This window comes from Streptomyces rectiviolaceus (assembly GCF_039533825.1).
Lineage (GTDB): Bacteria > Actinomycetota > Actinomycetes > Streptomycetales > Streptomycetaceae > Streptomyces > Streptomyces rectiviolaceus.
The window spans coordinates 32906-59124 of the sequence record NZ_BAAAUG010000043.1; the positions used below are offsets into that span (position 1 = coordinate 32906).

General features: G+C 70.2%; 19 protein-coding genes. 9 read left to right on the top strand and 10 right to left on the bottom strand.

Going from position 1 to position 26219, the window contains the following annotated elements; all coding sequences use genetic code 11:
• Window positions 1-90: 90 nt before the first annotated feature.
• Window positions 91-1149, bottom strand: a complete 1059-nt coding sequence (locus ABD378_RS15370; protein WP_344521446.1) for an acetylxylan esterase — start codon at window positions 1147-1149, stop codon at window positions 91-93.
• Between the two features lie 600 nt (window positions 1150-1749).
• Here ABD378_RS15370 and ABD378_RS15375 point away from each other — a divergent pair.
• From ABD378_RS15375 to ABD378_RS15405, 7 genes are all read left to right on the top strand, one after another.
• Window positions 1750-2994: a sugar ABC transporter substrate-binding protein gene (locus tag ABD378_RS15375; protein WP_344521447.1), complete on the top strand. Its 1245-nt coding sequence runs from the start codon at window positions 1750-1752 to the stop codon at window positions 2992-2994.
• A 5-nt stretch (window positions 2995-2999) separates the two neighbouring features.
• Window positions 3000-3992, top strand: a complete 993-nt coding sequence (locus tag ABD378_RS15380) for a carbohydrate ABC transporter permease (protein WP_386544012.1) — start codon at window positions 3000-3002, stop codon at window positions 3990-3992.
• Window positions 3989-4885: a carbohydrate ABC transporter permease gene (locus ABD378_RS15385; protein WP_344521448.1), complete on the top strand. Its 897-nt coding sequence runs from the start codon at window positions 3989-3991 to the stop codon at window positions 4883-4885. The genes ABD378_RS15380 and ABD378_RS15385 overlap by 4 nt, the downstream gene beginning before the upstream one ends.
• A 54-nt stretch (window positions 4886-4939) precedes the next feature.
• The gene (locus ABD378_RS15390) at window positions 4940-6145 is read left to right on the top strand and encodes a glycoside hydrolase family 1 protein (protein ID WP_344521449.1); all 1206 of its coding nucleotides are present in this window, start codon (window positions 4940-4942) and stop codon (window positions 6143-6145) included.
• A gap of 108 nt (window positions 6146-6253) precedes the next feature.
• Window positions 6254-7681: a glucoamylase family protein gene (locus tag ABD378_RS15395; protein WP_344521450.1), complete on the top strand. Its 1428-nt coding sequence runs from the start codon at window positions 6254-6256 to the stop codon at window positions 7679-7681.
• Between the two features lie 78 nt (window positions 7682-7759).
• Window positions 7760-9856, top strand: a complete 2097-nt coding sequence (locus tag ABD378_RS15400) for a TPM domain-containing protein (RefSeq protein ID WP_425583846.1) — start codon at window positions 7760-7762, stop codon at window positions 9854-9856.
• Between the two features lie 98 nt (window positions 9857-9954).
• A complete protein-coding gene (locus tag ABD378_RS15405) occupies window positions 9955-10668 on the top strand; it encodes a PspA/IM30 family protein (protein ID WP_344521451.1) in 714 nt (237 codons plus the stop codon).
• Between the two features lie 24 nt (window positions 10669-10692).
• Here the strand turns inward: ABD378_RS15405 and ABD378_RS15410 are convergent, their stop codons facing one another.
• The 9 genes from ABD378_RS15410 to ABD378_RS15450 all read right to left on the bottom strand — a co-directional run bounded on the left by ABD378_RS15410 (window position 10693) and on the right by ABD378_RS15450 (window position 22077).
• On the bottom strand, window positions 10693-13311 hold the full coding sequence (locus tag ABD378_RS15410) for a SpoIIE family protein phosphatase (protein ID WP_344521452.1): 2619 nt from the start codon (window positions 13309-13311) through the stop codon (window positions 10693-10695).
• Window positions 13312-13477: 166 nt separating this feature from the next.
• Window positions 13478-13894, bottom strand: a complete 417-nt coding sequence (locus ABD378_RS15415; protein WP_344521453.1) for an ATP-binding protein — start codon at window positions 13892-13894, stop codon at window positions 13478-13480.
• Between the two features lie 177 nt (window positions 13895-14071).
• Window positions 14072-14458 (bottom strand): (deoxy)nucleoside triphosphate pyrophosphohydrolase, encoded by a 387-nt coding sequence (locus ABD378_RS15420; protein WP_344521454.1) that lies wholly within the window; start codon window positions 14456-14458, stop codon window positions 14072-14074.
• A gap of 18 nt (window positions 14459-14476) precedes the next feature.
• Window positions 14477-14662: an SPOR domain-containing protein gene (locus ABD378_RS15425; protein WP_344521455.1), complete on the bottom strand. Its 186-nt coding sequence runs from the start codon at window positions 14660-14662 to the stop codon at window positions 14477-14479.
• A 205-nt stretch (window positions 14663-14867) separates the two neighbouring features.
• Window positions 14868-16562 carry a purine-cytosine permease family protein gene (locus ABD378_RS15430; RefSeq protein ID WP_344521456.1) on the bottom strand — a complete coding sequence of 565 codons (1695 nt, stop codon included), beginning with the start codon at window positions 16560-16562 and terminating at the stop codon, window positions 14868-14870.
• Window positions 16563-16740: 178 nt separating this feature from the next.
• A complete protein-coding gene (locus tag ABD378_RS15435) occupies window positions 16741-17493 on the bottom strand; it encodes a GntR family transcriptional regulator (protein ID WP_344521457.1) in 753 nt (250 codons plus the stop codon).
• A 174-nt stretch (window positions 17494-17667) separates the two neighbouring features.
• Window positions 17668-18933 carry an alpha/beta hydrolase fold domain-containing protein gene (locus ABD378_RS15440; RefSeq protein ID WP_344521458.1) on the bottom strand — a complete coding sequence of 422 codons (1266 nt, stop codon included), beginning with the start codon at window positions 18931-18933 and terminating at the stop codon, window positions 17668-17670.
• A gap of 133 nt (window positions 18934-19066) precedes the next feature.
• A complete protein-coding gene (locus ABD378_RS15445) occupies window positions 19067-20284 on the bottom strand; it encodes a DUF4190 domain-containing protein (protein ID WP_344521459.1) in 1218 nt (405 codons plus the stop codon).
• Between the two features lie 218 nt (window positions 20285-20502).
• Window positions 20503-22077 (bottom strand): S8 family peptidase, encoded by a 1575-nt coding sequence (locus ABD378_RS15450; RefSeq protein ID WP_344521460.1) that lies wholly within the window; start codon window positions 22075-22077, stop codon window positions 20503-20505.
• A gap of 252 nt (window positions 22078-22329) precedes the next feature.
• Between ABD378_RS15450 and ABD378_RS15455 the strand changes: the two genes are divergently transcribed.
• Together ABD378_RS15455 and ABD378_RS15460 are read left to right on the top strand one after the other, a co-directional pair.
• Window positions 22330-23436 (top strand): threonine synthase, encoded by a 1107-nt coding sequence (locus ABD378_RS15455; RefSeq protein WP_344521461.1) that lies wholly within the window; start codon window positions 22330-22332, stop codon window positions 23434-23436.
• Between the two features lie 97 nt (window positions 23437-23533).
• Entirely contained in the window at window positions 23534-26164 is a 2631-nt protein-coding gene (locus ABD378_RS15460) for a glycosyl hydrolase family 65 domain-containing protein (RefSeq protein WP_344521462.1), read from the top strand.
• The last annotated feature ends 55 nt before the right edge of the window (window positions 26165-26219 follow it).

Sequence of the window (26219 nt, forward strand, 5' to 3'; positions counted from 1 at the left end):
TAGCAGCGCGCTTCATGTCGCAGACGCTAGCAGGGTGTAGCGATGTCCACACGGCAATTCCTCGTCAGGAGATCCACCGGACAGGCCGCCTCAGCTTTCTGCCCCCAACTGGTCAGCGAAGAAGCGGGGCTTGGCGTCGGCCAGGCGCTTGGCCTCGGCCGTCTTGCCCTCGTACTCGAAGTGACCCGCCTGGAGTACGTGCAGTTCACGGATGGTGGGCGGCAGTGCGTTGTGCACGGCGAACTGACCGGGCGGCGGCACGGACGGGTCGAAGAGCGCGGGCGCGACCAGGGTCGGGATGCCGAGGCGGGTCGCTGCTGTCGCCGCGTCGAAGTACCGGAGTACGTCGATGACTTCGGGGTGGTCGCGGTGGTAGGTGCGGACCGATTCACCGCTGCCCACGCAGGGGAGCGTGAGGCGTAGCGGGTGGTTGCCGAAGGTGGGGACGGTCAGCTGGGCCGCGGCGAAGCGGTCGTCCCACGGGAGGGCGAGGGCGCCGAGGCCGCCGCCGAAGCTTTCGCCGAGGTAGCCGAGGCGGGGCGGTGTCGTGGCCAGCTCCGGGACCAGTTCGAGGAGGGCGGACGCGGCGCACCACAGGTCGGCCACACAGTCGCCGATGACGTAGGTGTCGCGGGATGCGATGCCGTGCAGGACGTGGGCGTCGGCGTCCGGCGGGATGGCGGGGCTCGCGCTGCGGGCGCCCATGCCTCGCACGCAGGGGAGGATCGCTGCCGAGCGAGGCAGGGGGAGCGGGACGTCGGGGCCTGGTTCGTGGCGACCGCCATAGCCGTGCGCGATGACGAAGCCGTGGGCCGCGGATTCCGCGGGGGCGGGGGTGGAGGCACCTGCGGGGGTGCGGGCATCCGCGGGGGTGTTGGGGGTGCGTGGCTCGGCGGGTAGGGCCAGCCAGCCGCCGAGGCGTGCGCCGCCTACTGACGTGTACGTCACACCGTGGATCCGTACCCCGTCCCGCTCTTCCTCCAGGGGGCCGACCACGGGGTCCGTGACCACTCGCCGCGCGGCCTCGTACCGGTCCTGCCAGAACGCGTCGAAGTCGGCGGGGGCCGGGGGTGCGGGGACGGCCAGCAGGTCACCGAGGGTGCGCCCATAGGCGGGGTCGAAGGGAAAGCCGTGCGGGAAGGGTGGCATGCGGGGACCCTAACCGCGCGAGAACCGCGCGAGCAGGGGCTCCCGCCCCTCTATCGGCAGTCGTTCCGCAGGGCGATCGGGGCCTCCCCCTGCTCGAGCGAAGCCGAGAGCTTGGGGAAGGGTGGGCACAGCCCGCAGCTACCGGTCGCCGGTCACCGGTCACCGGTCACCGGTCACCGGTCACCGGTCACCGATGAACGAGGCGGCCACCCAGCCATGAGGCACGCAGGCCAACTGCCGGGCGCCGATGAGTGAGGCAGGGCAGCAACCCCGCCAAGGGGCACGCACGCCAACGCCGCCCGGCGCCGATACCCGAGGCGGCCACCCCGCCAGGGAGTGCGAGGAGCCCCCGCTCCCCCGCCGAGGAGCCCCCGCTCTCCCCGCCGGAGGCAAAAGCGGACCAGTACCCTCCGGTTAGGCGCCCCGGCCAGACCCCGCTCCAGATGACGGACCCGTTACGGGAGTGTGACCAGGACCCCCTTGCGGCACCCCAGGACGCTGCCACAGAGTGATGTATGCGCTTACAGACAGCGCATACATCCTGCACCTGAATCTTCCAGGGATGCCGGACTGTCAGGGAAGCTCAAGGAGGAGCCGTCCATGCACCGCGCCGCCAGAACCGCATCGGTAGCCACCGCGCTGGCCACGGCCTTCGCCGTCACCGCGTGCGGAAGCTCCGCCGGAGGCGAAGTCGCCGCCGACAAGAAGCAGACCCTCACCGTCTGGGCCATGGGTGCCGAGGGCGAGAAGCTCGTGGATGTCGCCAAGGAGTACAAGGAGGCGAACCCGAACATCACCGTCAAGGTCACCCCGGTCGGCTGGGACGTCGCACACCAGAAGCTGGTCGCCGCTGCCGCCGCCGGAAAGATGCCCGACGTCGCGCAGATGGGCGGCAGTTACATGGGCGAGTTCGCCGAGCTCGGCGTGCTGGAACCGGTGGACACGAAGACCTTTGACGAGAAGGACTTCTTCCCGGCGGGCTGGCAGCAGGGCGAAGTGGAGGGCGAGGCCTACGGCGTCCCGTGGTACGTCGACACCCGCGTCCTCTACTACCGCACCGACCTCGCCAAGAAGGCCGGCGTCACCAAGGCACCCTCCGACTGGAAGGGCCTGCGGACCATGGCATCGGCCCTGCAGGACAAGGCCGGCAGCAAGTGGGGCATCTACATGCAGCCCCGCGGCCTCGACACCGTGCAGTCGTTCTACCCGTTCCTGTACTCCGCAGGCGGCGAGATCGTCGACAAGGACGGCACCCCCGTCATCGACAGCCCGGCGGCCGTCAAGGCCTTCAAGGAGTACGGCGACTACGTCAAGCAGGGCCTGAGCACGAAGAGCTCGCAGCCCGGCTACGACCCCCTGAAGGACTTCAACACCGGTGACGTGCCGATGTTCTTCTCCGGCCCCTGGATCAGCACCCTGATCAAGGACCAGTACCCGGACCTCAAGGACAAGTGGGCCGTCGCCCCCGTCCCGGCGGACAAGACCTCCACCTCCATGGCGGGCGGCTCGAGCCTGGTGATCTCCAAGGACAGCTCGCACAAGGCCGCGGCCAAGGAGTTCATCAAGTACCTGACGGACGCCGAGGGCCAGACCGACTGGTTCGAGCGGACCAGTGATCTGCCCGCCAACACCACCGCCTGGAAGACCGGCGAGCTCGCCGAGAGTCCCAGCCTGCAGGTGTTCAAGAAGCAGATGGAGACCGCCAAGTCCTCGCCGACGCTCGCCAACTGGACCGAGGTCACCTCCAAGGTCGACGCGGCCGTCGAGTCGGTGACGCAGGGCAAGGCCTCCCCCGAGGACGCCGCCAAGAAGGCCCAGTCCGAGATCGAGAGCCTTGTGAAGTAGGAGCCATGAGCACCACGAGCACCAAGACTGAGAAGGTCGCACGGGCGGCCGAGGTGCGGGCCGCCACCGGTTCGGCGGGTCCGGGCCGGGAGCGCGAACGGGGCTCCAAGCGGGGTTCCATGGGCGTGCAGAACTTCGCCGGGTGGCTGTTCTCGACTCCCTTCCTCGTTCTGTTCACCGTCTTCATGGCGTTCCCGATCGTCGCCACGCTCCTGATGAGCTTCACGGACTTCGGGCTGCGCAATGTCACGCACCCCCTGGAAGCGAATTTCATCGGGTTCGAGAACTACACCAAGCTGTTCAGCGACGAGAAGTTCCTCAAGGCGCTGTTCAACACCGCCTACTTCGTGGTGATCGGTGTTCCTCTCACCATCCTTCTGGGGCTGGTCGTCGCCGTTCTGCTGAACAACGGCATCGACCGGGCGCGGACCTTCTTCCGGGTCGGTTTCTACGCTCCCGTGGTCACCTCCATCGTCGCGGTCGCCGTCGTCTGGCGCTTCGTCCTCGATCCGAGTGACGGTCTGATCGCCGGTCTCTTCTCCGAAGTGGGCCTCACCGCCCCGGACTTCCTGGGCGACGAGAAGCTCGCCATGCCGTCGCTGATCGCGATGGCCGTGTGGCGGAATCTCGGGACGGTCATGGTGCTATTCATCGCCGGGCTGCAGGCCATCCCCACCGAGGTGCGGGAGGCCGCAAAGCTCGACGGGGCGGGGATGTGGCAGGAGTTCCGCAGCATCACCGTTCCGCTGCTCCGGCCCACGCTGCTCTACGCCACGGTGATCACCACGATCGGCTATCTCAACGTCTTCGAGGAGCCGTTCGTCATGACCCAGGGCGGGCCATCGGACTCCACTCTCACCGTCTCCCTCGACATGTACCGCGAGGGCTTCAACTTCTTCCACATGGGCTATGCGAGCGCCATGGCGTATGTCCTCTTCGTAGTGATCATGGGCATCACCGTGCTCCAGCTCCGACTGCTGAAGGACAACACGAAATGAGCGCCACGGGTCTGGCGGAGAAGACGCCGAAGAGGAAACAGGAAAAGCCGGCGCCGAAGGGCAAGCAGTCGGCCGGGGTGAAGAAGCGGCTCGTGTATGTGCTGCTCTCCGTCGGACTGCTTGTGATGTCCGCGCCCTTCCTGTGGATGGCGCTCTCGGCCTTCAAGACGTCGAGCGAGCTCACGGCAAGTCCGCCCGTGTGGATTCCCACCGAGTGGACCCTGGAGAACTTCAGCGCGCTCCTCGACAAGCTCGATCTGCCGCTCTACTTCATGAATTCGGTGATCGTGGCGGTGCTCGTCACCGTCTCGAACCTCGTCTTCTGCTCGATGCTCGGCTACGCCCTGGCCAAGCTGAACTTCGCGGGCAAGAACAAGATCTTCGGCCTTGTGCTCGGTGCACTGATGGTGCCCGGCAACCTGATGCTGCTCCCGCTCTTCGTGCTGATGAGCAGGCTTCAGCTGATCGACTCGTATGCCGCGCTGGTGCTGCCGTTCGCCGCCGGTGCCTTCGGGGTCTTCCTGATGCGGCAGTTCATGCAGTCGATCCCGGACGAGCTGCTCGAGGCGGCCCGGATGGACGGCGCGGGTGAGTGGTACATCTTCTGGCGGATCGTGATGCCGCTGGTCAAGCCCGCTCTCGCGACGCTGTCGATCTTCACCTTCCTCGGTTCCTGGAACAACTTCGTCTGGCCGCTCATCGCGACCAACGACCCCGACAAATACACCCTCCCGGTAGCCCTGGCCACGTTCGCCACCGACCCCAACAAGTCGGGTGGCTCCAACGGCCTGCTGATGGCCGGTTCGTTCCTGATCGTGCTGCCGGTCCTGATCGTCTTCGCCGTGCTGCAGCGGCATTTCACCCAGGGCATCGCCACCGCGGGCATGAAGTAGCCCGCCCGCGCCACCACGGCCCGCGCCCTCTCTCCACCAGAAAGACATCTGACGATGACGCACACCCCGATCCCGTTCCCCGAAGGTTTTCTCTGGGGGGCCTCCACCGCCGCCCATCAGATCGAGGGCAACAACACCAACAGCGACTGGTGGGTGAAGGAACACAGCACCGGCACGCACATCCAGGAGCCCAGCCTGGACGCCTGCGACAGCTATCACCGCTGGCGTGACGACATGGACGTCCTGTCCGAACTCGGCTTCACCGACTACCGGTTCAGCATCGAGTGGGCGCGCATCGAGCCCGCGGAGGGCCAGTTCTCGCGGGCCGAACTCGCCCACTACCGGCGGATGGTGGAAGGCGCGATCGAGCGCGGGCTCCGCCCGATGGTGACCCTGCACCACTTCACCGTGCCGCAGTGGTTCGAGGCGCGGGGCGGCTGGACCGCCGAGGGCGCCGTCGAGCTGTTCGCCCGCTACGTCGCCGCCTGCGCGCCCGTCATCGGCGAGGACGTGCGCCATGTGTGCACGATCAATGAGCCCAACATGATCGCCGTGATGGCGGGGCAGGCCAAGGCGGGCGACATCGGCTTCCCGCCCGCCGGGCTGCCGACTCCCGACGAGGAGACCAGCCACGCGGTGATCGCCGCCCACCGGGCCGCCGTCAAGGAAGTCAAGGCGATCAACCCGGAGATCCAGGCGGGCTGGACCATCGCCAACCAGGTCTACCAGGCCCTGCCCGGCGCCGAGGACGTCGCCGCCGCCTACCGGCATCCCCGCGAGGACATCTTCATCGAGGCCGCGCGCGGCGACGACTGGATCGGCGTCCAGTCCTACACCCGCACGGAGATCGGCTCCGACGGCCCGATTCCGTGGCCCGACGACGTCGAGCGCACGCTGACCCAGTGGGAGTACTACCCGGCCGCCGTCGGCCACGCCCTGCGTCATACCGCCGAGGTGCTCGGCAACGGGGACGTGCCGATGATCGTCACCGAGAACGGCATAGCCACCGCCGACGACGCCCGCCGCGTGGACTACTACAAGGGTGCGCTGGACGCGGTCGCCGCCTGTCTGCAGGACGGCCTCAACATCGACGGCTACCTGGCCTGGAGCGCCCTGGACAACTACGAGTGGGGCTCCTACAAGCCGACCTTCGGCCTGATCGCCTGGGACCGCGAGACCTTCGCCCGCACCGCCAAGCCGTCGGCCGTCTGGCTCGGCGGACTCGGGCGCACGCGTGAACTGCCCCGCACCGAGGGTTAGTTCACACCGCTCCACCAGACCCGGGGGCCGGCCGCACCTGACCGCGGCCGGTCCCCGTATACGCCACGGACCTCCCCTTCCCCACCTGTCACTGGGAGTTGGACCTTCATGGACCGTCGTACGTTCCTCACCGCCGCCGGAACCGGAGCCGCCGCCCTGTCGCTGGGCGCCGCATCCGCACCTGCCTTCGCTTCCCCATCGGCATCCGCCGCATCGCGTTCTCATACTCTTGAAACACCGCTGCTGCGGAAGTGGTTCCGTTCCACGCATCACTCGATCGAGGCGATGACGACCGACATCGGTCTCACCGCCGACAAGATCGATGTCAGCGGGTCCGGCTCGCCTGTCCCCTCGCGCCAGACCTCGCCCACCAACATCGGCTGCGGCCTGTGGTCCACGGTCGCCGCGCGCGGCCTCGGCCTCCTCGGCGACAGCGCCATGCACACCCGGCTGTCCCGCACCGTCGCCGCCGTCGAGAAGCTGGAGCGCCATCACGGCTTCTGGCTCAACTGGTACGACGCGCACGACGGTTCGGTCCTGACGAGCTGGCCCGGCACCGGCGACCCGGTCCGCCCGTTCCTCTCGTCCGTCGACAACGCCTGGCTGGTCACCGGCCTTCGCATCGCCGCCGACGCGGATCCCGCCCTGCGTCCCCGCATCGCGAAGCTCCTGGCCACCGCCGACTGGTCGTACTTCTACACGCCCTACGACGCGGCGGACCCGGTCGGCCACCCCGGCCAGCTGCGCGGCGGCTTCTGGACCGACACCGAGGAGCCCACCCCGCACCACTACGGCGCCCTCAACACCGAGCCCCGCATGGCCAGTTATCTCGGCATAGCCGACGGCACACTGCCCGGCGACCACTACTGGCACCTCCTGCGCACCATGCTCCCCGGCCAGGAGCAGGAACAGTCCCCCGGCGGCTCGTACGTCACCCTGGACGGCGTCCGGGTGTGGCAGGGCCACTACACGTACCGCGGACGCAAGCTCGTTCCCACCTGGGGCGGCTCGATGTTCGAGGCGCTGATGGTGCCGCTCTTCGTGCCGGAGAGCGAGTGGTCGCCGCGCTCCTGGGGGGCCTCCCACACGCGCTACGTCCGCAGTCAGATCGAGCACGGCCTCGACGAGGAGGAGTACGGCTACTGGGGGTTCTCGCCGGCGAACATCCCCGAGGGCGGATACCGGGAGTACGGCGTCGACGCGATCGGCATGCAGACCGAGGGCTACAACTCCCTCGGCGTCGTCACACCGCACGCGTCCTTCCTCGCGCTCCCCCACGCGCGCGGGGAGGCCATCGGCAACCTGAAGGCACTCGCCCGCGACTTCGGGGCGTACGACGAGGACTACGGATTCCGGGATTCCGTGAACGTGCGGACCGGCCGGGTGAGCGACTTCGTGCTCGCGCTCGACCAGGGCATGATCGCGGCCGCTCTGGCGCAGGAACTCAGGCCCGGCCTGCTGCAGGCACCGTTCCGGTCGGGCGGTTTCCGCGCGCGTGTGCGGCCACTGCTGGCCAAGGAGCGGTTCAGCATCTGAGCTGGCGGCCGGGGGCGCTGGTGAGTGCCCCCGTTCCCCCGGTCGCGCACCCCCCAAGACGGTCATACGCTCCCAAATGTGACGCCGCCCTCGCATCTGGCCGTGCGGGCGACAGCGGCAGCCACCGCACTGCTCACGTGGTGCCTGCTGCTCCTGTCCGCCCCCGCAGCACTCGCCGTCCCGGCCGACGACCCGGTCACGCTCTCCCGCGACGGCCAGATCACCGACAAGGTGCGCGCGCTCGGCGACCGCAAGGACGCCACCGAACGGGCGCTCGACCAGCTCTACGACGACCGTGGCCTGCAGCTCTTCGTCGTCTACGTACGTGACTTCTCCGGACGCGGCGCACAGGACTGGGCGGACGCCACCGCCGAGCGCAATGGGCTCGGCCTGGACGACCTGCTGCTCGCCGTCGCCACGCACGACCGCCAGTACGCCTACTCCGTAGACGTCGACTCCCGGCTCACCGAGGCCCAGCTCCAGGACGTCGCGACCACCGCGATCAAGCCCGCGCTGCGGCAGAACGACTGGGCCGGCGCGGCCATCGGCGCCGCGAACGGCTACCGCGCGGTCCTCTCCGGCCAACCCGTTCCCACCCCGGCGATCACCCCGGGGGAGGCCGATCCGGGCGGCGGCGCGAGCGGGGACGACGTGGCCACCGGCGACCTGGTCCTGCCCATCGCGGTGGTCGGCGGCGCCGGCGAGCTCGCCGCGGTCGCGTACAGCCGCCGCAAGCGGCGCACCCACACGCGTACGACACCCGGGGGCGGAGGCTGGGGCAAGGGCGCGGGGGCCGAGCAGCCGACACCGCTCCCGGAGCTCGACAAACGGAGCAGGCAGCTTCTGGTGGAGACCGACGACGCGATCCGCACCAGTGCCGAAGAACTCGGCTTCGCCACCGCCCAGTTCGGCGACGAGGCGGTGCGGCCCTTCACGGACGCGCTCGCGTACGCACGGTCCGAGCTGACGGCGGCGTTCAAGGTGCGCCAGCAGCTGGACGACGCCTATCCGGAGGACGACGCGACCAAGCGCACCATGCTGGACGAGATCGTCTCGCGCTGCACCGAGGCGGGCCGGCGCCTCGACGCGGAAGCCGCGGGCTTCGACCAGCTGCGCGCCCTCGAACGCGACGTCACGGGCGCCCTTGGCCACGCCGAGCAGGTGTTCCGGGAGGTCACGGGCCGTACCACCGCGGCGGAGACCACCCTCGGCAAGATCCGGGAACAGTACGCGCCGTCCGCGTCGGCGTCCGTCCTCGGCCACGTGGAGCAGGCCAAGGACCGCCTCGTCTTCGCCACGACGCACCTCAACGAAGCCCGGCAGGCCATCGACGCGGGCGACAACGGCAAGGCCGCCGTCCATCTGCGTGCCGCCGAAGGCGCCGTCGACCAGGCGGGCACCTTCGTGGACGCCGTCGACCGCCTCGCAGAAGAGCTCGCGCAGGCCGCGGAGAAGCTGCCCGCCGCGCTCACCGAGACGGAGACCGACCTCGCCGAGGCGCGCGGCCTCCTCGAGGGCACCACGGCGGGAGCCTCCACGGCTGACCTGCACGGCCGTATCGCCCGCGCGGAGACGGTGGTCGCCGGGGTCCGCAAGAAGATGGCGGCCGGCCCGCACGACCCGATCGACGCGCTGCGCCGGGTCGAGGAGGCCGACACGGTCCTCGACGAATCCCTCGCGGGCGCCCGCGAACGCGAGGTCAGCCATCAGCGCGCCGCCACCCTCCTCGGCCAGGCCCTGCTCACCGCGCGCAGCGCCGTGGGAACGGCGGCGGACTTCATCGACACGCACCGGGGCGCGGTGGGCAGCGAGGCGAGGACCCGCCTTGCCGAGGCCCAGCGGCATCTCTCGGGCGCGGAGGCCGCCCAGGACGCCGACACCGCCGCGGCGCTGGCCGAGGCCCAGCAGGCCGACGCCCAGGCCCGGCAGGCACAGCAGCTCGCCGAGCGGGACGTACGCGGCTTCGGCAACCCCTACGGAGGGGGCGGTGGCGGGCGCGGCGGCGGCATGGGCGGCGCGGTCCTCGGCGGCATCATCCTCGGCGAGCTCTTCGGAGGCATGGGCCGCGGGGCCGGCGGAGGAGGTTTCGGGGGCGGCGGCTTCGGAGGCGGCGGTCCCGGGAGTTTCGGCGGGGGCGGGACCCGGGGGCGGATGGGCGGGGGCGGGAGGTTCTGAGCCGGCGCATGACGCTGCCATCCGCTGCCATCGCGGTCCTTTTCGTACGTCCCCTGGAGCCCTCGTACTCCTACCGACCCTCATAGAAGGAGCTCGTCATGACGAAGCAGACGATCCTCGGACGTGTGGCCCAGCTCGCCAAGGCCAACATCAACTCCCTCCTCGATCAGGCCGAGGACCCGCAGAAGATGCTCGACCAGCTGATCCGCGACTACACGAGCAACATCCAGGAGGCCGAGGAGGCGGTCGCGACCACCATCGGCAATCTGCGGGTGCTGGAACTGGACCACAAGGAGGACCAGGACGCGGCCGCCGAGTGGGGCACCAAGGCGGTCGCGGCCAGCAAGAAGGCGGACGAGCTGCGGTCCGGCGGGAGCGCCGTGGAGGCCGACACGTTCGACGGCCTGGCCAAGGTCGCGCTGCAGCGGCAGCTGCAGTCCGGGCGGGAGGCCAAGGACGCCGAGCCGACGATCGCCTCGCAGACCGAGGTCGTCGACAAGCTGAAGTCCGGCCTCGACCAGATGAAGATCAAGCTGACCCAGCTCCGGTCGAAGCGCGATCAGCTGGTCGCCCGCGCCAAGACCGCGCAGGCGCAGAACCAGATGATGGACGCCGCCCAGAGCATCGATGTGCTCGACCCGGCCAGCGAGTTGAGCCGCTTCGAGGACAAGGTGCGCCGGGAGGAGGCCAGGGCCATGGGCAAACAGGAACTCGCCGCGTCCTCCCTCGACGCGCAGTTCGAGCAGTTGGACAGCATGGGCGACGAGGCGGAGGTCGCGGCCCGCCTCGCCGCCCTGAAGGCCACGACCTAGCGGCGCCCCAGCAGAGGAGAGCCCTCAGAAGAGGCTGAGCAGCGCCTCCGCCGCGTCCATCGGCTCCACCCCGCTGTCCGGCAGCGGCATCTCGAACCACACCGTCTTGCCGCGCGGTGTCCTGCGCGAGCCCCACGCGGCGCTCAGCAGACCGACCAGCTGCAGCCCACGGCCGCCCTCGTCCGTGTCACGGGCCCTGCGGCGGCGCGGCTGGACGAGCCCCGCGTCCCACACCTCGCACACCAGGGTGCGGTCGAGCAGGAGCCGCAGCCGGATGTCGCCCTCGCCGTACCGAAGCGCGTTGGTGACCAGCTCGCTGACCAGCAGTTCGGTCGTGTCGCAGAGGGGTTCCAGGTCCCAGGTGCGCAGCTGTTCGCAGGCCAGTTCGCGCGCCCGGCCCACCGACTTCGGGTCACGCGGCAGCGTCCAGTCGCCGACGGCTTCGGCCGGCAGGCCTTGGATGCGCGCCATGAGCAGCGCGATGTCGTCCTCTCCGTGGTGGGTGTCGAGGGTGTTCAGGACGTGGTCGCAGACGTCCTCGAGGGCGGGTGCGGGGTCGTCGAGGGCGCGTACGAAGGCGTTCAGGCCCTCGTCGAGGGGATGGTGGCGGGATTCGACGAGCCCGTCCGTGTAGAGCGCGAGCAGGGCGCCCTCGGGCAGCTCGACCTCGACCTCCTCGAAGGGCTCGCCGCCGACTCCCAGCGGCATGCCGGGCGGCACGTCGAGCATGAGCGGCGATTCGTCGGGCTCGACGAGCACGGGCGGCAGATGGCCGGCGTTGGCGAACGTGCAGCGGCGCGTGACGGCGTCGTAGACCGCGTAGACGCACGTGGCGAGGTAGACCTCCGCGAGGTCCGTCCCGTTCGTGGAACGCGTCTGACGGGCCGCTCTCGTGGCCTGCTGGGTGCCTGAGGGGTCACCGAGGCCGCGGGCGATCTCGTCGAGCGCGGAGAGGACCTCGGCGGGCTCCAGGTCCAGGAGCGCCAAGGTGCGTACGGCGGTGCGCAGTTCTCCCATGGCGACGGCGGCGCGCAGGCCGCGGCCCATCACGTCGCCGACGACCAGGGCGGTGCGATGGCCCGGCAGTTCGATGACGTCGAACCAGTCGCCGCCGACTTCGGTGGCCGCGTTGCCCGGGAGGTAGCGGCAGGCGATGTCCAGGCCGGACGCCTCGGGGTCGCCGGGCGGCAGCAAGGAGCGCTGCAGTATCAGCGCGCGTTCGTGTTCGCGGCGGTAGAGGCGGGCGTTGTCGATACAGACCGCGGCGCGTGCGGCGAGCTCGACGGCGAGGGAGCGATCGCGTTCCCCGAAGGGCTCGCTTCCCTTCGTGCGGGAGAACTGGGCGAGGCCGACGACCGTGTCGTGGGCGACCATCGGCACGGCGAGCGTCGACTGGACGAGCCCGCCGGTGAGCCTGCTCGCGGAGCCGTCGTCGGCCGCGGAGACGAGCCGTGGCCGTGCGGTGCGCAGGGCGTCGGCGCAGGGCGAGGTGAAGGCGAACCGGTGGACCGCGCCCACGTCGACGGGTCGGCCGCCCTCCGGGAAGGGTGCGTCGGCGACGGCGCTCGCGAAGGCGACGCGGCGCAGTTCGGCGCTTCCGTCGGCGAGGCCAGGAGGTGTCTCGTCGCCGTCGAGCAGCCCTTGGTAGAGGTCTACGGAGGCGAGGTCGCAGAAGCCGGGGACGGTGACGTCAAGGAGCTCGCGCGCGGTCGTCTCCAGGTCGAGGGAGTTGCCGATGCGTGCGCCCGCCTCATTGAGCAGGGCGAGGTTGCGGCGGGCGTGGGCGGCCTCGCGGGCTGCGGCGTGCCGTCGGGTGACGTCGGTGCCGAGGCCCGCGATGCCTATGGCCCGTCCGGAACCGCTGTGCACGCGGTAGAGGTTGATCGACCAGTGGCGGCGTTCGTTGCTGCCGGGGGCGGGGCCGACGATCTGCATGTCCGTGACGGAGTCGCCGGTCTCCAGGACGCGCTTGAGGGCGGCGGCCATGCGGTCGGCCTCGTGCCGGGGAAGGTAGTCGTGGACGGTGCGGCCGCGGTGCTCCTCGACGCCGCCTCCGAAGACAGCGGCGAAGCGGCGGTTGGCTCGCTGGACCTTCAGGTCGGTGCCGAACAGCAGGAAGCCGAAGGGAGATTGGCCGAAAATGGCCTGCGACGCCGCGAGGTCGGTCTCGATCTGCCGGAGCGCCCGTACGTCGACGACGATGCAGACGGCGGCCCGTTCACCGTCCTCCGTCTCGGTCGGCATGACGTAGACCTCGGCTATGCCTTCGGAGCCCTTGAAGGATGCCGCTTCGGTCTCGTCCGGCCGCCCCGGCGCCCGGAAGGGGACGGACCCGGTCCACTCCCTGCCGTCCAGGATCTCCGCCATCTTGCGGTGCCCGCTGCTGCGCAGCTCGGGCGCGACGAAGGCCTCGATCGGGTCTCTGCCCACGGCGTCGCCTGCAGCCACTCCGAAAAGCCGCTCGGCCCGCACGCTCCACTGGTCGATGAGACCGTCGGGGCCGATCGAGAACGAGGCCACCTTGATGTAGTCATAGATCGAACCGGGTGGACTGCTCTGCCACATCACGTCATCCGCAGCTTCGCCCCTAGCGTCACCCGACGGCCCGTCCCGCTCCGTCGCCTTCGCTGGTATCTCGCTCACGCGAACCGTCCCCTCCAGCTCACCACGTCCGGCACCGGTCACCGGATGCAGCTGCCCGCAGTATCCAGCACTACGGAGCCACGCCACACGGCGTTCACGATCACAGCACGGACTCAACTCTTTTTGGCCCGTGCCCGTCTTGTGTCCGTCCTACGCTGCCAGTCTTCTAACCCGGCAGCACCAGCTCGAACCACACCGTCTTCCCCGTCTTCCCCGTCCTGCCCTGCCGTGTCCCCCAGCGCCGGGACGCGCGGGCCACCAACTGGATACCCCTGCCCCCCTCGTCATCAGGCGTGGCATCGCGCTCCTGGGGCGGGTCGGGAAGCGGATCGGAGACCTCTACGAGGAGGGCGCCCAAAGGCCCGGCAGGGCGTACGAGCCGTACGCCGATAGGCCCCGAGGCATGTCGCAGGGAGTTGGTCACCAGTTCGCTCACGAGGAGGACGGTGATGTCACCGAGGGCGGCGAGATCCCAGGCGGCGAGCTGCTTGCGGACCACGGCACGGGCCGTGCGCACGGCGCCGGGGTCCGCGGGAAAGCTCCACTCGGCGCAGTCGCCTTCGGTGTCGATCACGCCGATCACTTCCAGACCAGCAACAGCGGACCCTTGTCCGGTTTCATGGGGTTAATGGGCACATACCCGATATCCCGGCGGAATTACCGCTTACCTGGGCGCACTGTGGCACGAACGGCGTAGGTGGGGCTCAAGTACGGGCAGGCGCGCCCCGCACGCTCCCTCGCCCAGCGGCGCCGATTCCGCCTAGTGGCACTCGATCGCGGCCGCCACCGCGGGGACGTCCGCGTCCAGCCACTCCACCGACCAGACCTCGTCCGGCGAGAGCCACCGCAGCTCGTCGTGGTCCTCCAGGGGCTCGGGGGCTCCCGAGAGGAGCTTCGCCGTCCACACCCGCAGGACGTAGCCCGGCTTGAGCGGCCACTCCCCCGGCACCCTCGCGACCGGCTCGGCGGCGACGCCAAGCTCTTCGCGCAGCTCTCGGACCAGGGCTTCCTCGGGATGCTCGCCGGGCTCGACCTTCCCGCCGGGCAATTCCCAGCGGCCCGCGAGCTCGGGGGGTGCGCTGCGCCGCGCGGCCAGCAGGCGCCCGTCGTCGTACAGGGCGGCGCCCACCACGATCCGTTCCGTCATGCGCGGGAGCCTATGTGGTCAGCGCGCGGTGCCGTTCGCGCTCAGCCTCTCGACCCAGTACAGCCGCTGGTGTCCGTGCTCGTCGAGGCTGTCCGCGATCTTCTCGGCCTCGGCCTTCGTCGCGTACCTGCCCACCCTGTAGCGGTTGCCGTTGTCGTCCTGACGTATCACGAGCCAGGGAAGTACGACCGTTCCGTCATTCATCGCGCCCCTCCGCTCGCCGCCCCCGGCGCGCGCCACGCCTCGATCAGTAAGGAAACCGCAATCCGCATATGCCCGAGCCTACGCCCGACCTTTACTCAGCGGATACGACTTTGCACAAAGAGGTACGCAATTGGCCAACGACGAGGGGGCGCACCTTGTCGGGTGCGCCCCCTGGTGACACCGGTTCAGCCGGTACGGGCCCGCGTCAGTCGGCGCGCACCGTCGGCATCGGCATGAGCACCGGCGCACTCGACGGCGACGTACGGCAGACGTCGCCGCACTCCGCGTCCAGCGAGCAGCACAGGGAGCAGATCGGACCCGACTGGACCGGGCAGTCCGCGATGTCCGGGAGTTCGTACGCCGTCTCGCAGACGCTGCACGCGTGCGTGGCCGTCACGTCGGGGACATCGACATGCGGGCCGTTCACCGGGTTCGGGCGCGCCAGGTAGTACTTGCCCTTCGTCGCCCAGGCGATCAACGGGCAGAGGACGACGGCGAGTCCGGCCGCGATGAACGTCGAGAAGGCTTCCGCGTACTCTCCGAAGAGGCCGAAGAAGGCCAGGATCGACACCACCGAGGCGATCACCATCGCGCCGAAGCCCGCCGGGTTCACCGCGTACAGGTAGGCCCTCTTGAACTCGATGTACGGGGGGCTCCAGCCCATCCTCTTGTTGATGACGAGGTCGGCGGCGACCGCCACGATCCACGCGATGCCCACGTTCGAGTAGAAGCCGAGCAGCTTGTTGAGGGCCGCGAACATGTTCATCTCCATCAGCGTCAGCGCGATGGCGAGGTTGAGGAAGATGTACCAGACCCGGCCCGGGTGCTTGTGCGTGATGCGCGAGAAGAAGTTCGACCAGGACAGCGAGCCGCTGTAGGCGTTGGTCACGTTGATCTTGATCTGGGAGACGATCACGAAGAGGGCCGCCGCGGGCAGCGCGAAGGAGCCGAGCCAGGGTTTCAGGGCCTCGATCTGCGGGGCGATCGGCTCCAGGGCGTGCGTCTTGCCGACGGCTTCGAGGGCCACGAACGCCAGGAGTGCGCCGCCCAGCTGCTTGGCCGCGCCGATGATGACCCAGCCGGGCCCTGCCGCGAGAACGGCCAGATTCCAACGCCTCTTGTTCTGCTCGGTCTTGGCCGGCATGAAGCGCAAGTAGTCCGCCTGCTCGCCGATCTGGGCGATGAGGGAGAGCGCGACCCCCGTGCCGAGCCCGAAGGCGACCCAGGAGAAGCCGCTGCCCGCGCCCTCGGTGCCCCCGAAGGAGCCGAAGGCGCCCCAGGCCTCCGGCGCCTCGAAGGCGAGCACCACGAAGGGCAGCACCATCCCGATGAGCCAGATCGGCTGCGTCCAGGCCTGCACCTTGGCCAGGGCGCCCATGCCGCGGAAGACGATCGGGATCACGATGAGCGTCGTGATCAAGTAGCCGATCTCCACCGGGAGTCCGACGGCCTGATGCATGGCCTGGGCCATGATCGAGCCTTCGAGGGCGAAGAAGATGAACGTGAACGAGGCGTAGATCAGCGACGTCAGCGTCGAGCCGAAGTAGCCGAAGCCCGCGCCCCGGGTGACCAGGTCCATGTCCAGGCCGTACTTGGCGCAGGCCCGCGCGATCGGGATGCCGGTGACGAAGATGATCGTCGCGGCACAGAGGATCGAGGCGAGTCCGCTGGTGAAGCCGTAGGTGAAGACGATGGACGCGCCGATCGCGAAGTCCGCGAGGTAGGCGATGCCGCCGAGCGCGGTCGACGCCACCATGGTCGGCGACCAGCGCCGGAAGGAGTGCGGCGCGTACCGCAGGGAGTAGTCCTCGCGGCTCTCGTCGGCCGCCATCTTCGCGTAGCTGCGCTTGGGTGGTGGTCCTGCGGCTGCGCTGGTGTCGCGGGTGGCCGTATCCGTCATGAGGGTTCCTGTCGTCCGACCGGATTGCGGGTACGGGCGACGAAGTTAGGAGCCGTGCATGACAAGTTGTTGCAGGGCGGGATTGCCCCGGCGTTACGGAAGTTGAGCGCGCGTTAACTCGCGATCACGGCGGGCGGACGGGCCCGTCCGGATTCCGGGCGTACGCCGGAGCGCTCGGTCACCTCACGGGCAGGTGGTATGCGATGCGATACCGGTCCGCGGGCACCACGACGTCGGCCGTCTCGACCGGCTTGCCCGACGCGAAGTACGTCCGCTGCACGACGATCACCACATGGCCGGGGACACCGCCGAGCGCCATGAGCTCCTCCGCAAGCCCCGGGCGCGCGCCGACCTCCTCCGCGACGTTGTCCACGATCACGTCGATGGCCGCCATGCGCTCGACCACTCCGCAGCCGCCGAGCGGTCCCTCTTCGGGGAGCATCACCGGAGTGCGTCCGGTGACGGCGAGCGGCTCCCAGGATGTGGAGAGCATCATCACCTCGCCCGCGTCGCGGTAGACGTACCTGGTGCACATCACGCGGTCGCCCACGCGGATGCCGAGACGCTCGGCGACCGTGCTGGTCGCCTCCGCCTGCTCGCTGCGGGACTCCCACGTGCCGCGCGCGCCGTCCTCCGCCTGCTCCTGACGGAAGGGCGTCGAGCCGCCGGAGGCCCGATAGCCGGTACGGGCGACGCGGCGGGGCACCGGTCGCTCGCGCACATAGGTGCCGGATCCGGAACGCCCTTCGACCAGGCCTTCGGCCATCAGGACCTTGCGGGCCTCCAGGGCGACCGTGTCCGACACTCCGTACTCCTCGCGGATCCTGGCCTGCGAGGGGAGTCGGGTGTGCGGCGGCAGGGAACCGTCGACGATCTTCTTGCGGAGATCACCCGCGACACGCAGATACGCCGGCTGTTCACCGAAAGTCACTGGCCACTCCCATCAGGTTGACAGACAGCAACAGCCTGGCAACCGTGGGTTGTTGGCCGCAACCCAAGGCCAAGGAATCACCCGAAGTGATGATTTTGGAGTGTGCAGGTCTTTACGCAGGGGCTTTCCGCAGCTATGGCGATCAGTTTCGCGCGGCTCTCCAGGAGGCGGCGATCAAGCGCTCTCGCCCCGGATGGCGAGGAACCGGGAGATCGCCGATCTCGCGATCTGACTCCCCCAGCCGCCCCAGTTCACGTCGAAGCAGTGGTCCGCCCAGGGGAGTTCGACATACGTCGCCGGCGCCCCCGCCGCGTCGAGCCGCCGCGCCAGCTCCCGCGCCTGCGCCACCGGCACCGCCCGGTCCGCGCTGCCGTGCAGCAAGAGCGTGGGCGGCACATCGGTCCGTACGAGCTTCGCGGGCGAGCCGAGGAGATAGCGGGCGGGCACCGCCTTCGCCGAACCGCCCATCAGACCCGGGATCATGGGGTCGCCGCGCAGCGCGGTCCCGGCGATGAGGCGCCCCATGTCGGTCGGCCCGTAGAGGGAGATCACCCCGGCGACCGAGCTGTCACGCACCGCACAGGACGCCGGGACCCGGTCATCACCCTCCGTGTAGGCAGCCGCGAGGGCGAGGTTGCCGCCCGCGGAACTGCCCGCAAGGACAAGGCGGTCGGGATCGATGCCGTACACGCGCGCGTGCCGCCGCACCCACCCCACGGCGCACTTCACGTCGCCGATCTGGTCGAGCTGGGTCACGCGGGGCGCGAGCCGGTAGTCGATGTCGAAGACCGACCAGCCGCGTTCGTTGAACCAGCGGTTCCATCCGGGGCTCTGGCCGCGGTGCCCCTTGTTCCAGCCTCCCCCGTGCACCCAGACCACGGCCGGGTGACGCACCCCGTCCCGCTTCGGCAGGGTCCAGAGGTCCAGCTTCTCGCGCCGCTCGCCGATGCGGGCGTACCGGCGCGTGCGGTCGCCGTCGGGGGCCTTGGCGTAGTTGACGCCCTCGAAGTAGGCCGTGGGAAGCAGGGGTTGACCGTGGTCCTGGGCGGTGCGGTACGCGGCGGCGTACGGCATGACGCCGTACACGAGTGCGACGAACCCCGTCAGCACGGTGAATGCGGCGCACCAGGGGTGCCGCCGCCCCGCGATCACTCCGGCCGCCAGGCCGATGACCGCGGGCGGCACGATCACGAGCCCCCAGGAGGTGACCGCCGCCGCGACGAGCACCAGGAGCGGGATGCGGGGCAGCGGGGCGGCGACGAGCACGACAAGGGCGGCGTTCAGGAGGGCGACGACGACGAGGAGCCCGCGGGAGAGGTGCGCGACGCACGAAACCCTGGGCCCGTTCCTGCCGTTGCGGCTGCCCCTTCGGGGAGAGTCCGACGCCGCGGGCCCCGGAGTGCGCTGGGCCGCGACGGTCGGCGTCATGACGGTCGTCACGCCGAAGAACTATCACAGAAGCGGACAAAAAGCCCTTAGGGTGAGCGGCCCTGCGATGAGCAGGACCCGCTCGCCGGAGCGCCGCGCCGCCCCCTCGCCACACGGCAGCTCACACGGCACCCCACACGGCAGCTCACACCGCCGCGCCCGCCCCGCCTCCGTCGTCCTCGTGGCTCTCACCGTCGCCGCCGGGAGTCGCGTCGCGCGGTGAAGTGGTCGCCAGGTCCAGGGGTTTGCGTGCCGCGGCCTCGCGCTTGCCGCTGATGTGCCGCTGCGCCGGCACGTAGTACTCGCTGAAGGCGTCGGCGTCCTTGGCGGTGGACGCCTTCTGCCACTGCTCGCGGTTCTGCTCGATGGCGTCGATGAGGGCGGTGACGCCGGCGTCCGCCTTGGCGGGCCAGTCGTGCGCGCGCAGCAGCCGGGCCTGCTCGGCGAGGCCCTTGTCGACGCGGCCCGCCCACTCCTTGTGGCCCGGCAGGTCGTCCTCGAAGTTCTCCGTGTCGGGCTCGGTCCCGTAGGCGTCGTACAGGGCCTTGTCCGCCTTCAGGTAGGCGAGCTGGTCGGCGTCGAGGTTCGTGCCGTCGCGGCGGAATGAACCCTTCAGCGTGCGCTTCTCCTCCGCGTCACCGAAGAGACAGGTGACACCGCGGTCCCCCTGGCGCCAGGTGTCCCGGTCGGGCACGAAGTAGTTGATCTGGGCGTCCCCCCAGTCGACCCAGGTGTCGAGTACGTAGGCGGCCTGGAGGTCGACGCACTTCTTCTCGGCGAGGTGGATGAGCTCGGAGTCGCCGGGGTAGCTGTCGTGGTTCACCCGGAACGAGGCGAAGACCTCACCGTCGTGCCGCGAGGCGCAGGGCACCGTGTCGACCTGGTAGGCGTACTCCGCCCCTTCGAGCTTGCCGCCGGGGACGTTAAAGCACTCCCCCTTGTCGACGGGGAACCCGGAACTGTTCCGGGCGTCACGCGCGGCCTCCCTGAAGCCGTCCATGAAGTCACGCGCGCCTCCCGTGGCGACGGCGAGCACCAGCAGCACGATGCCGACGACGGAGAGGATGCTGCCCGCTATCGCCAAGCCCTTGCCGCGCTCGCCCTTCTTCGCGATCTGCGCGAGCGCCACGAGGCCGAGTATCAGCCCCACGGCGGGCACGAAGCAGAGGATGCCGAGGACGAGCGAGGCGATCGCGAAGCCGTTGACCGGAGGGCGGGAGTACGGCGAGTACGCGCCGGGCCACCGCTGGTACGGAACCTGAGGCCCGCCCGGGTACGGGGGCCCCGCAGGAGGTCCGTACGGGGCCTGCCCGTACGGCTGCTGAGGGCGGCCACCGAGGTCGGGCGGCGGGGGTATGTCCACGAGTGCCGTGCTCCAGATGCGGAAGGGTCGGTCGATGCGGGGGCTTCGCATCGTATGCGGCGCACGGCCGGTGGACTAAAAAGGCACATCTGGCGTCATAGTGTGAGCCCTCAACACTTCGTCCTCGCGGCGGGCCGGGTCGGCGACCCGAAGCCCCTCCGCGAGGACGAGAGCGTGCGTACGTTCGTACTGGAGTAACTCAGCTCAAGGCCTGCGGCCTAGAACTGCAGCCCCCAGGAGTCGATCTTCCCGACGTCCTGCGCCGCGTTGTCACTCACCCGCAGCTTCCACGTCCCGTTGGCCGTCTCCGACGACGCGTTCACCGTGTACGTGGTGTTGATGTCGTCCGAACTGCCGCCGGTGCCATATCCCTTCAGCGTGTACGCGGTGCCGTCGGGCGCGATCAGCTGCACCTGAAGGTCACCTACGTAGGTGTGCTTGATGGCGACCGGCACACTCAGGGCGGCCGGAGCCGAGCCCGCGACACCGCTCACGGTGACGGGCGATTCGACCGTGGTGTTGTCGTTGATCGCGACGTCGGTCGCGTTTTCAAACTTGGGGCCCGGAGGGTTCGTCGAGCCGGGGCCCACGTTCAGGAGGCGGTTGGGCGAGCCCGTTCCGGGGCTGGTGACGACGCCCGTGGAGGCCGCGGCGACCAGAGCCGCGGACACCTGCGCCGGGGTCGACGTGCGGTTGTCCGCGAGGTAGAGCGCCGCGGCGCCCGCGGTGTGCGGGGACGCCATCGACGTACCGGAGATCGTGTTCGTCGCCGTGTCGCTGCTGTTCCAGGTCGAGGTGATGGACGAGCCCGGCGCGAACAGGTCCAGGACGCTGCCGAAGTTGGAGTAGCTCGCCTTGGCGTCGGTGTTCGTGGTGGCGCCGACCGTGATGGCCTCGGTCACGCGCGCGGGCGAGCGCGTGGAGGCGTTGACCGACTCGTTGCCGGCCGCGACCGCGAAGGTGATGCCGGACGCGACGGCGTTGCGTACGGCCGTGTCCAGGGCGCTGTCGGCGCCGCCGCCGAGCGACATGTTCGCGACGGCGGGCTTGACCGCGTTCCGGGCGACCCAGTCAATGCCGGCGACGACCTGCGCGGTGGTGCCGGAGCCCTGGTTGTTCAGGACGCGCACGCCGACGATCTTCGCCTTCTTGGCGACGCCGTGCAGCGTTCCGCCGACGGTGCCCGCGACGTGCGTGCCGTGGCCGTGGCCGTCCTGCGCGGTGTTGTCGTTGTCGATGGCGTCATAGCCGTACGAAGCGCGGCCACCGAAGTCGCTGTGGCTGATGCGCACCCCGGTGTCGATGACGTACGCCGTGACGCCCTCACCGGCGGAGTCCGGGTAGGTGTAGGAGTTGTTCAGCGGGAGCGTCTTCTGGTCGATGCGGTCCAGGCCCCAGGAGGGCGGGTTCGGCTGGGTGGCGTCGACCGTGAACGTCCGGTTCTGCACGACGGAATCGACCGCCGGGTCCGCGGCGAACTTCTTGGCCTCGGCCGCGGAGAGCTCGACCGCGTAGCCGTTGAGGGCCTTCTTGTACGTGCGCTTGATCTCGGCGCCGTACTCCTCGGCCAGCGCCTTGCCCGCCTTGGAGTCCGCCTTCGCGGCGTCCTCGTCGAGGCTGACTATGTAGCTGCCGGGTATCGCGCCGGGGGCTCCGGCGTTCTCGATCGTGCCTTCGGCCTGACCCGGCTGAGCGGTCGCGGGGAGGGCGGAGACGACGCCGAGGGCGAGGGCCGCGACCGCTGTCGCGCTGATCCCGGCCAGTCTTCGGCGGGTGTGACGCATCACTGCCATCTGAGGGGTCCTCCTCAATAGGTGGTGCGCTGGTGGGGGATGGTGCCAGTGGTACGGGCGGTGCTGGTGGTGCCCACACGCGCGGAGGCAAAAGACAGGTACATGTCAAGCAATGCGTCCACTCTTGCCTTCGTCGGGACGAAAGATTGGCTGATCCATAGGAATCCCACAAGGGCCAGGACCGGACGCAACATGACCGCCACGCACCCGCCATGACACATCGGCCCCAACTGCCCCAACTAGCCTGCGCACATGACAGCATTGCCGGATTGTTTCTGCCCCGCCGACGGAACCCGTGTCCCCGCGGGCACCCTCGCCTGGTGCTGCCCCGTCTGCCGCGGCCCGCTCGACCTGGACTTCTCCCCCAATCCCGCGCCGCTGAAATCCCTTAACGGAAGGGTCAATTCACTGTGGCGGTACGCGGAGTCCCTGCCGCTGCCCGCCCCCGCGTTCTCGCTCGGCGAGGGCCGTACGCCGCTCGTACCGCTGAATGGCGCGATCTCGGCCAAGCTCGACTTCCTGATGCCGACGCTCTCCTTCAAGGACCGCGGCGCGGTCATGCTCGCCGCGCTCGCACAGCGGCTCGCCCCGGAGCGGGTGATCGCCGACAGCAGCGGCAACGCGGGCACGGCGGTCGCCGCGTACTGCGCGCGGGCCGGGCTGCCCTGCACGGTGTACGTCCCGGAGGGCACGTCACCGAAGAAGCTGGAGCAGATCGGCGCGCACGGGGCGCGGCTCGAAGTCGTCCCCGGAAACCGTGAGCTGACGGCACGGGCTGCACGGGCGGCGGCCGACGACCCCGGCACGTTCTACGCCTCGCACGTCCACAATCCCTACTTCCTGCAGGGCACCAAGACGTACGTGCACGAGCTCTGGGAGGACCTGGGCGGCCGTCTGCCGGACGCGCTCGTCGTGCCCGTGGGCAACGGCACCCTGCTGCTCGGCGCGGCCCTGGCGGTGCGGGAGCTGCACGCGGCGGGCCTGATCGCGAAGGCTCCCGCGCTGTACGCCGTGCAGGCCGCGGCGGTCGCCCCGCTGGCCGAGGCGTGGCGCGCGGGCGCCGACGAGCCGCTGGGCACCACCCCGATGGCGCCCACGCTCGCGGAGGGCATCGCGATTCCACGGCCACCTCGCGCACGGCAGATCCTCCGGGCGGTACGCGGACTCGGCGGCGGCTTCCTGACGGTCACCGAGGACCAGATCCGGCACGCTCAACTGGACCTGGCGGGACGCGGGTTGTACGTCGAGGCGACCGGGGTCGCCTGCTGGGCAGCCGTACGGAACGGCGCCCTCGGCGAGCGCACCGCGGTGGTTCCACTGTGCGGGGCGGGTTTGAAATCCGGACTGGCGAGCGTTTGAGAACAGGACCGGCCGACGGTCCTGGGCAAGCGCCCACCCGTGGGACCCCGGGGCGCGCCACCCCGTTTCCGGTGGCGCACCCGCGCATCGTCACCCCGTGACCCTCCTCACCGCCACGCTCCTCGCGACCGCCCTCCTCGCCACCGCCTCCCCCGTCCCCGTCCCGGAAGCCGACCAGCCCCAGCCCAGGACCCCGGACTGCACACCTGCCCCGGGCTGGGCCCCCTCCACCACGGACCGCACCTCTCCGAAGGACACGTACGCGCCCTACGTGGGCAACGGATACCTCGGCACCCGGGTCCCGCCCTCCGGAGCGGGCTACTCCGCGCCGGTGAAGGACCAGAAGACCGGCTGGCCCCTCTACACCCCCCGCTACGACGGTGCCTTCGCGGCGGGCCTCTACGCGCGCGGGCCCCGCAACACCGCGGGCCGCGAGGCCATCGCCGCCCTGCCCACCTGGACGGCGCTCGACGTCACCGTCGGCGGTGAGACGTACGGCCCGCGCAGCCGCGTGTCGGACTACCGGCAGACCCTGAACCTCCGCTGCGGTTTCGTCAGGACCTCGCTCACCTGGATCACCGCCGACGGCCGCCGCACCCGACTGACCTACGACGTCCTGACGGACCGCGGCCACGCCCACACCGGCGCCGTACGGCTGCGCCTCACCCCCGACTGGTCCGGCGAGGCCCAGGTCACCGACCGCATCGACGGCCGGGGCGCCCGCCGGATGGCGCAGACCGGCGGCGGCGCGACCGGGGAGCGGACCATGGAGGTCACCTTCCGCACCGACGGCACCCGCACGGACGGCGCGGTGGCATCCACCCTGGTGGCCCCTGGAAGGCCCCGTCAGGCGGATCCGGCGCGGAAGTTGAGCGTCAGCCAGTCCGCCGTCCTCGCCGTCCAGGAGGGCCGGACGTACGACGTCACCAAGTACGTCGGGGTCGACACGGCCGCCACCTCCCGCACCCCGCACGCCGACGCCCGCGCCGTATCCCTGCGCGCGGCCGACCGCGGCTGGCCCGCACTGTTCGCCGGGCACGCCGCGGCCTGGCGGCAGCTGTGGTCGTCCGACATCGAGGTCCCCGGGCAGCCCGATCTCCAACTCTGGGCGCGTTCGGCGCAGTACGGCCTCCTGTCGTCCACCCGCCGCGGGGCCCGAGACAGCATCGCGCCCGCAGGGCTGACCAGCGACAACTACGCGGGCATGATCTTCTGGGACGCCGAGACCTGGATGTACCCCGCGCTGCTCGCGACCCGCCCCGAACTCGCACGCCCCGTCCTGGAGTACCGCCACGCGACCAGCGAGGCCGCCCGCGACAACGCCGCCAAGACCGCCGTGAAGGGCCTCTTCTACCCCTGGACGAGCGCGAGCCGCGGCGCCCTGTGGTCGGAGTGCCAGAGTTGGTACCCACCGCACTGCGTCCAGCAGAACCATCTCCAGGGCGACATCGCGCTCGCCGCCTGGCAGTACTACCTCGCGACGGGAGACCGCGACTGGCTGCGTTCGCGCGGCTGGCCCCTCCTGAAGGGCATCGCCGAGTACTGGACGTCGCGCACGCACCTCAATGAAGACGGCAGTTATTCAATTCAGAACGTCGCGGGCCCTGACGAGTACAGCAACGGCGTGACGGACGGCGTCTACACGAACGCGGTCGCGGCCACCGCCCTGCGCTCGGCGGTCAGCGCGGCCCGCGTGCTCGACCGGACCGCCCCGGCCGCCTGGACCAGGACCGCGGACCGCATCCGCATCCCGTACGACCCGAAGCGCAAGATCTATCTCCAGTACGCGGGTTACGACGGTTCGACCATCAAGCAGGCCGACACCGTGCTGCTCACCTACCCCCTGGACTGGCCCATGCCCAAGGGCGCCGCTGCCGCGACCCTCGACTACTACAGCGCGCGCACCGATCCGGACGGGCCCGCCATGACGGACTCCGTGCACGCGATCGACGCCGCCGCGATCGGTGAGCCCGGCTGCTCGGCGTACACCTTCCTCCAGCGGTCCGTACGTCCCTTCATGCGTGGCCCGTTCGCCCTGTTCTCCGAGGCCCGCGGTGACAAGGCGGGTGCGGGCGACGCTCTCGCGGGCTCACCCGCGCAGGACTTCCTCACCGGAAAGGGCGGCTTCCTGCAGGTGTTCACGCACGGCCTGACGGGGCTGCGGCTGCGCGAGGACTCCGTGAAGCTCGACCCGACGCTTCCGCCGCAGCTCAAGAAGGGCGTGACGCTGCGCGGCATGAAGTGGCGCGGCCGTACGTACGACATCGCGATCGGCCCCGAGAAGACGACGGTCCGGCTCACTTCGGGAAGCCCCTTCGCGATCGACTCCCCGAAGGGGCGGCTCACGGTGGGCGAGGGCGCCCCGGCCGTCCTCGAGACCCGCCGCCCCGACCTGAAGCCGACGAAGGACCTGGCGCGCTGCCGCCCGGCGGAGGCGACCTCCGAGGACCCCGGTCTGTACGCGGCGGCAGCGGTGGACGGCAACACGGTCACCGCCTGGTCGCCGACCGCCGGGAAGTCCGCCCTGACAGTGGACCTGGGGCGGACGTCCCAGGTCGCCGCGGTCACGCCGAAGTGGACGGTCAAGCCCGCAGGCCACACGGTCGAGACGTCGACGGACGGCCGCACTTGGCACGCGCCGGGCACGGAACCGGTCCGCTACGTAAGGCTCACGGTCAAAGCGGCGAAGAAGGCACCCGTCCTGAACGAACTCATCGCCACTGACTGAACTCACCGTCACTGACTGAACGGAGCCGCCCCGGGCCAAGGAACCAGCGGCGCTG

What these genes read in the sequence shown, in the direction of transcription:
- ABD378_RS15370 (WP_344521446.1), bottom strand. Translation starts at nt 1,149, where the DNA reads ATGCCACCCTTCCCGCACGGCTTTCCCTTCGACCCCGCCTATGGGCGC.
- ABD378_RS15375 (WP_344521447.1), top strand. Translation starts at nt 1,750, where the DNA reads ATGCACCGCGCCGCCAGAACCGCATCGGTAGCCACCGCGCTGGCCACG.
- ABD378_RS15380 (WP_386544012.1), top strand. Translation starts at nt 3,000, where the DNA reads ATGAGCACCACGAGCACCAAGACTGAGAAGGTCGCACGGGCGGCCGAG.
- ABD378_RS15385 (WP_344521448.1), top strand. Translation starts at nt 3,989, where the DNA reads ATGAGCGCCACGGGTCTGGCGGAGAAGACGCCGAAGAGGAAACAGGAA.
- ABD378_RS15390 (WP_344521449.1), top strand. Translation starts at nt 4,940, where the DNA reads ATGACGCACACCCCGATCCCGTTCCCCGAAGGTTTTCTCTGGGGGGCC.
- ABD378_RS15395 (WP_344521450.1), top strand. Translation starts at nt 6,254, where the DNA reads ATGGACCGTCGTACGTTCCTCACCGCCGCCGGAACCGGAGCCGCCGCC.
- ABD378_RS15405 (WP_344521451.1), top strand. Translation starts at nt 9,955, where the DNA reads ATGACGAAGCAGACGATCCTCGGACGTGTGGCCCAGCTCGCCAAGGCC.
- ABD378_RS15420 (WP_344521454.1), bottom strand. Translation starts at nt 14,458, where the DNA reads ATGACGGAACGGATCGTGGTGGGCGCCGCCCTGTACGACGACGGGCGC.
- ABD378_RS15425 (WP_344521455.1), bottom strand. Translation starts at nt 14,662, where the DNA reads ATGAATGACGGAACGGTCGTACTTCCCTGGCTCGTGATACGTCAGGAC.
- ABD378_RS15430 (WP_344521456.1), bottom strand. Translation starts at nt 16,562, where the DNA reads ATGACGGATACGGCCACCCGCGACACCAGCGCAGCCGCAGGACCACCA.
- ABD378_RS15450 (WP_344521460.1), bottom strand. Translation starts at nt 22,077, where the DNA reads ATGGCAGTGATGCGTCACACCCGCCGAAGACTGGCCGGGATCAGCGCG.
- ABD378_RS15455 (WP_344521461.1), top strand. Translation starts at nt 22,330, where the DNA reads ATGACAGCATTGCCGGATTGTTTCTGCCCCGCCGACGGAACCCGTGTC.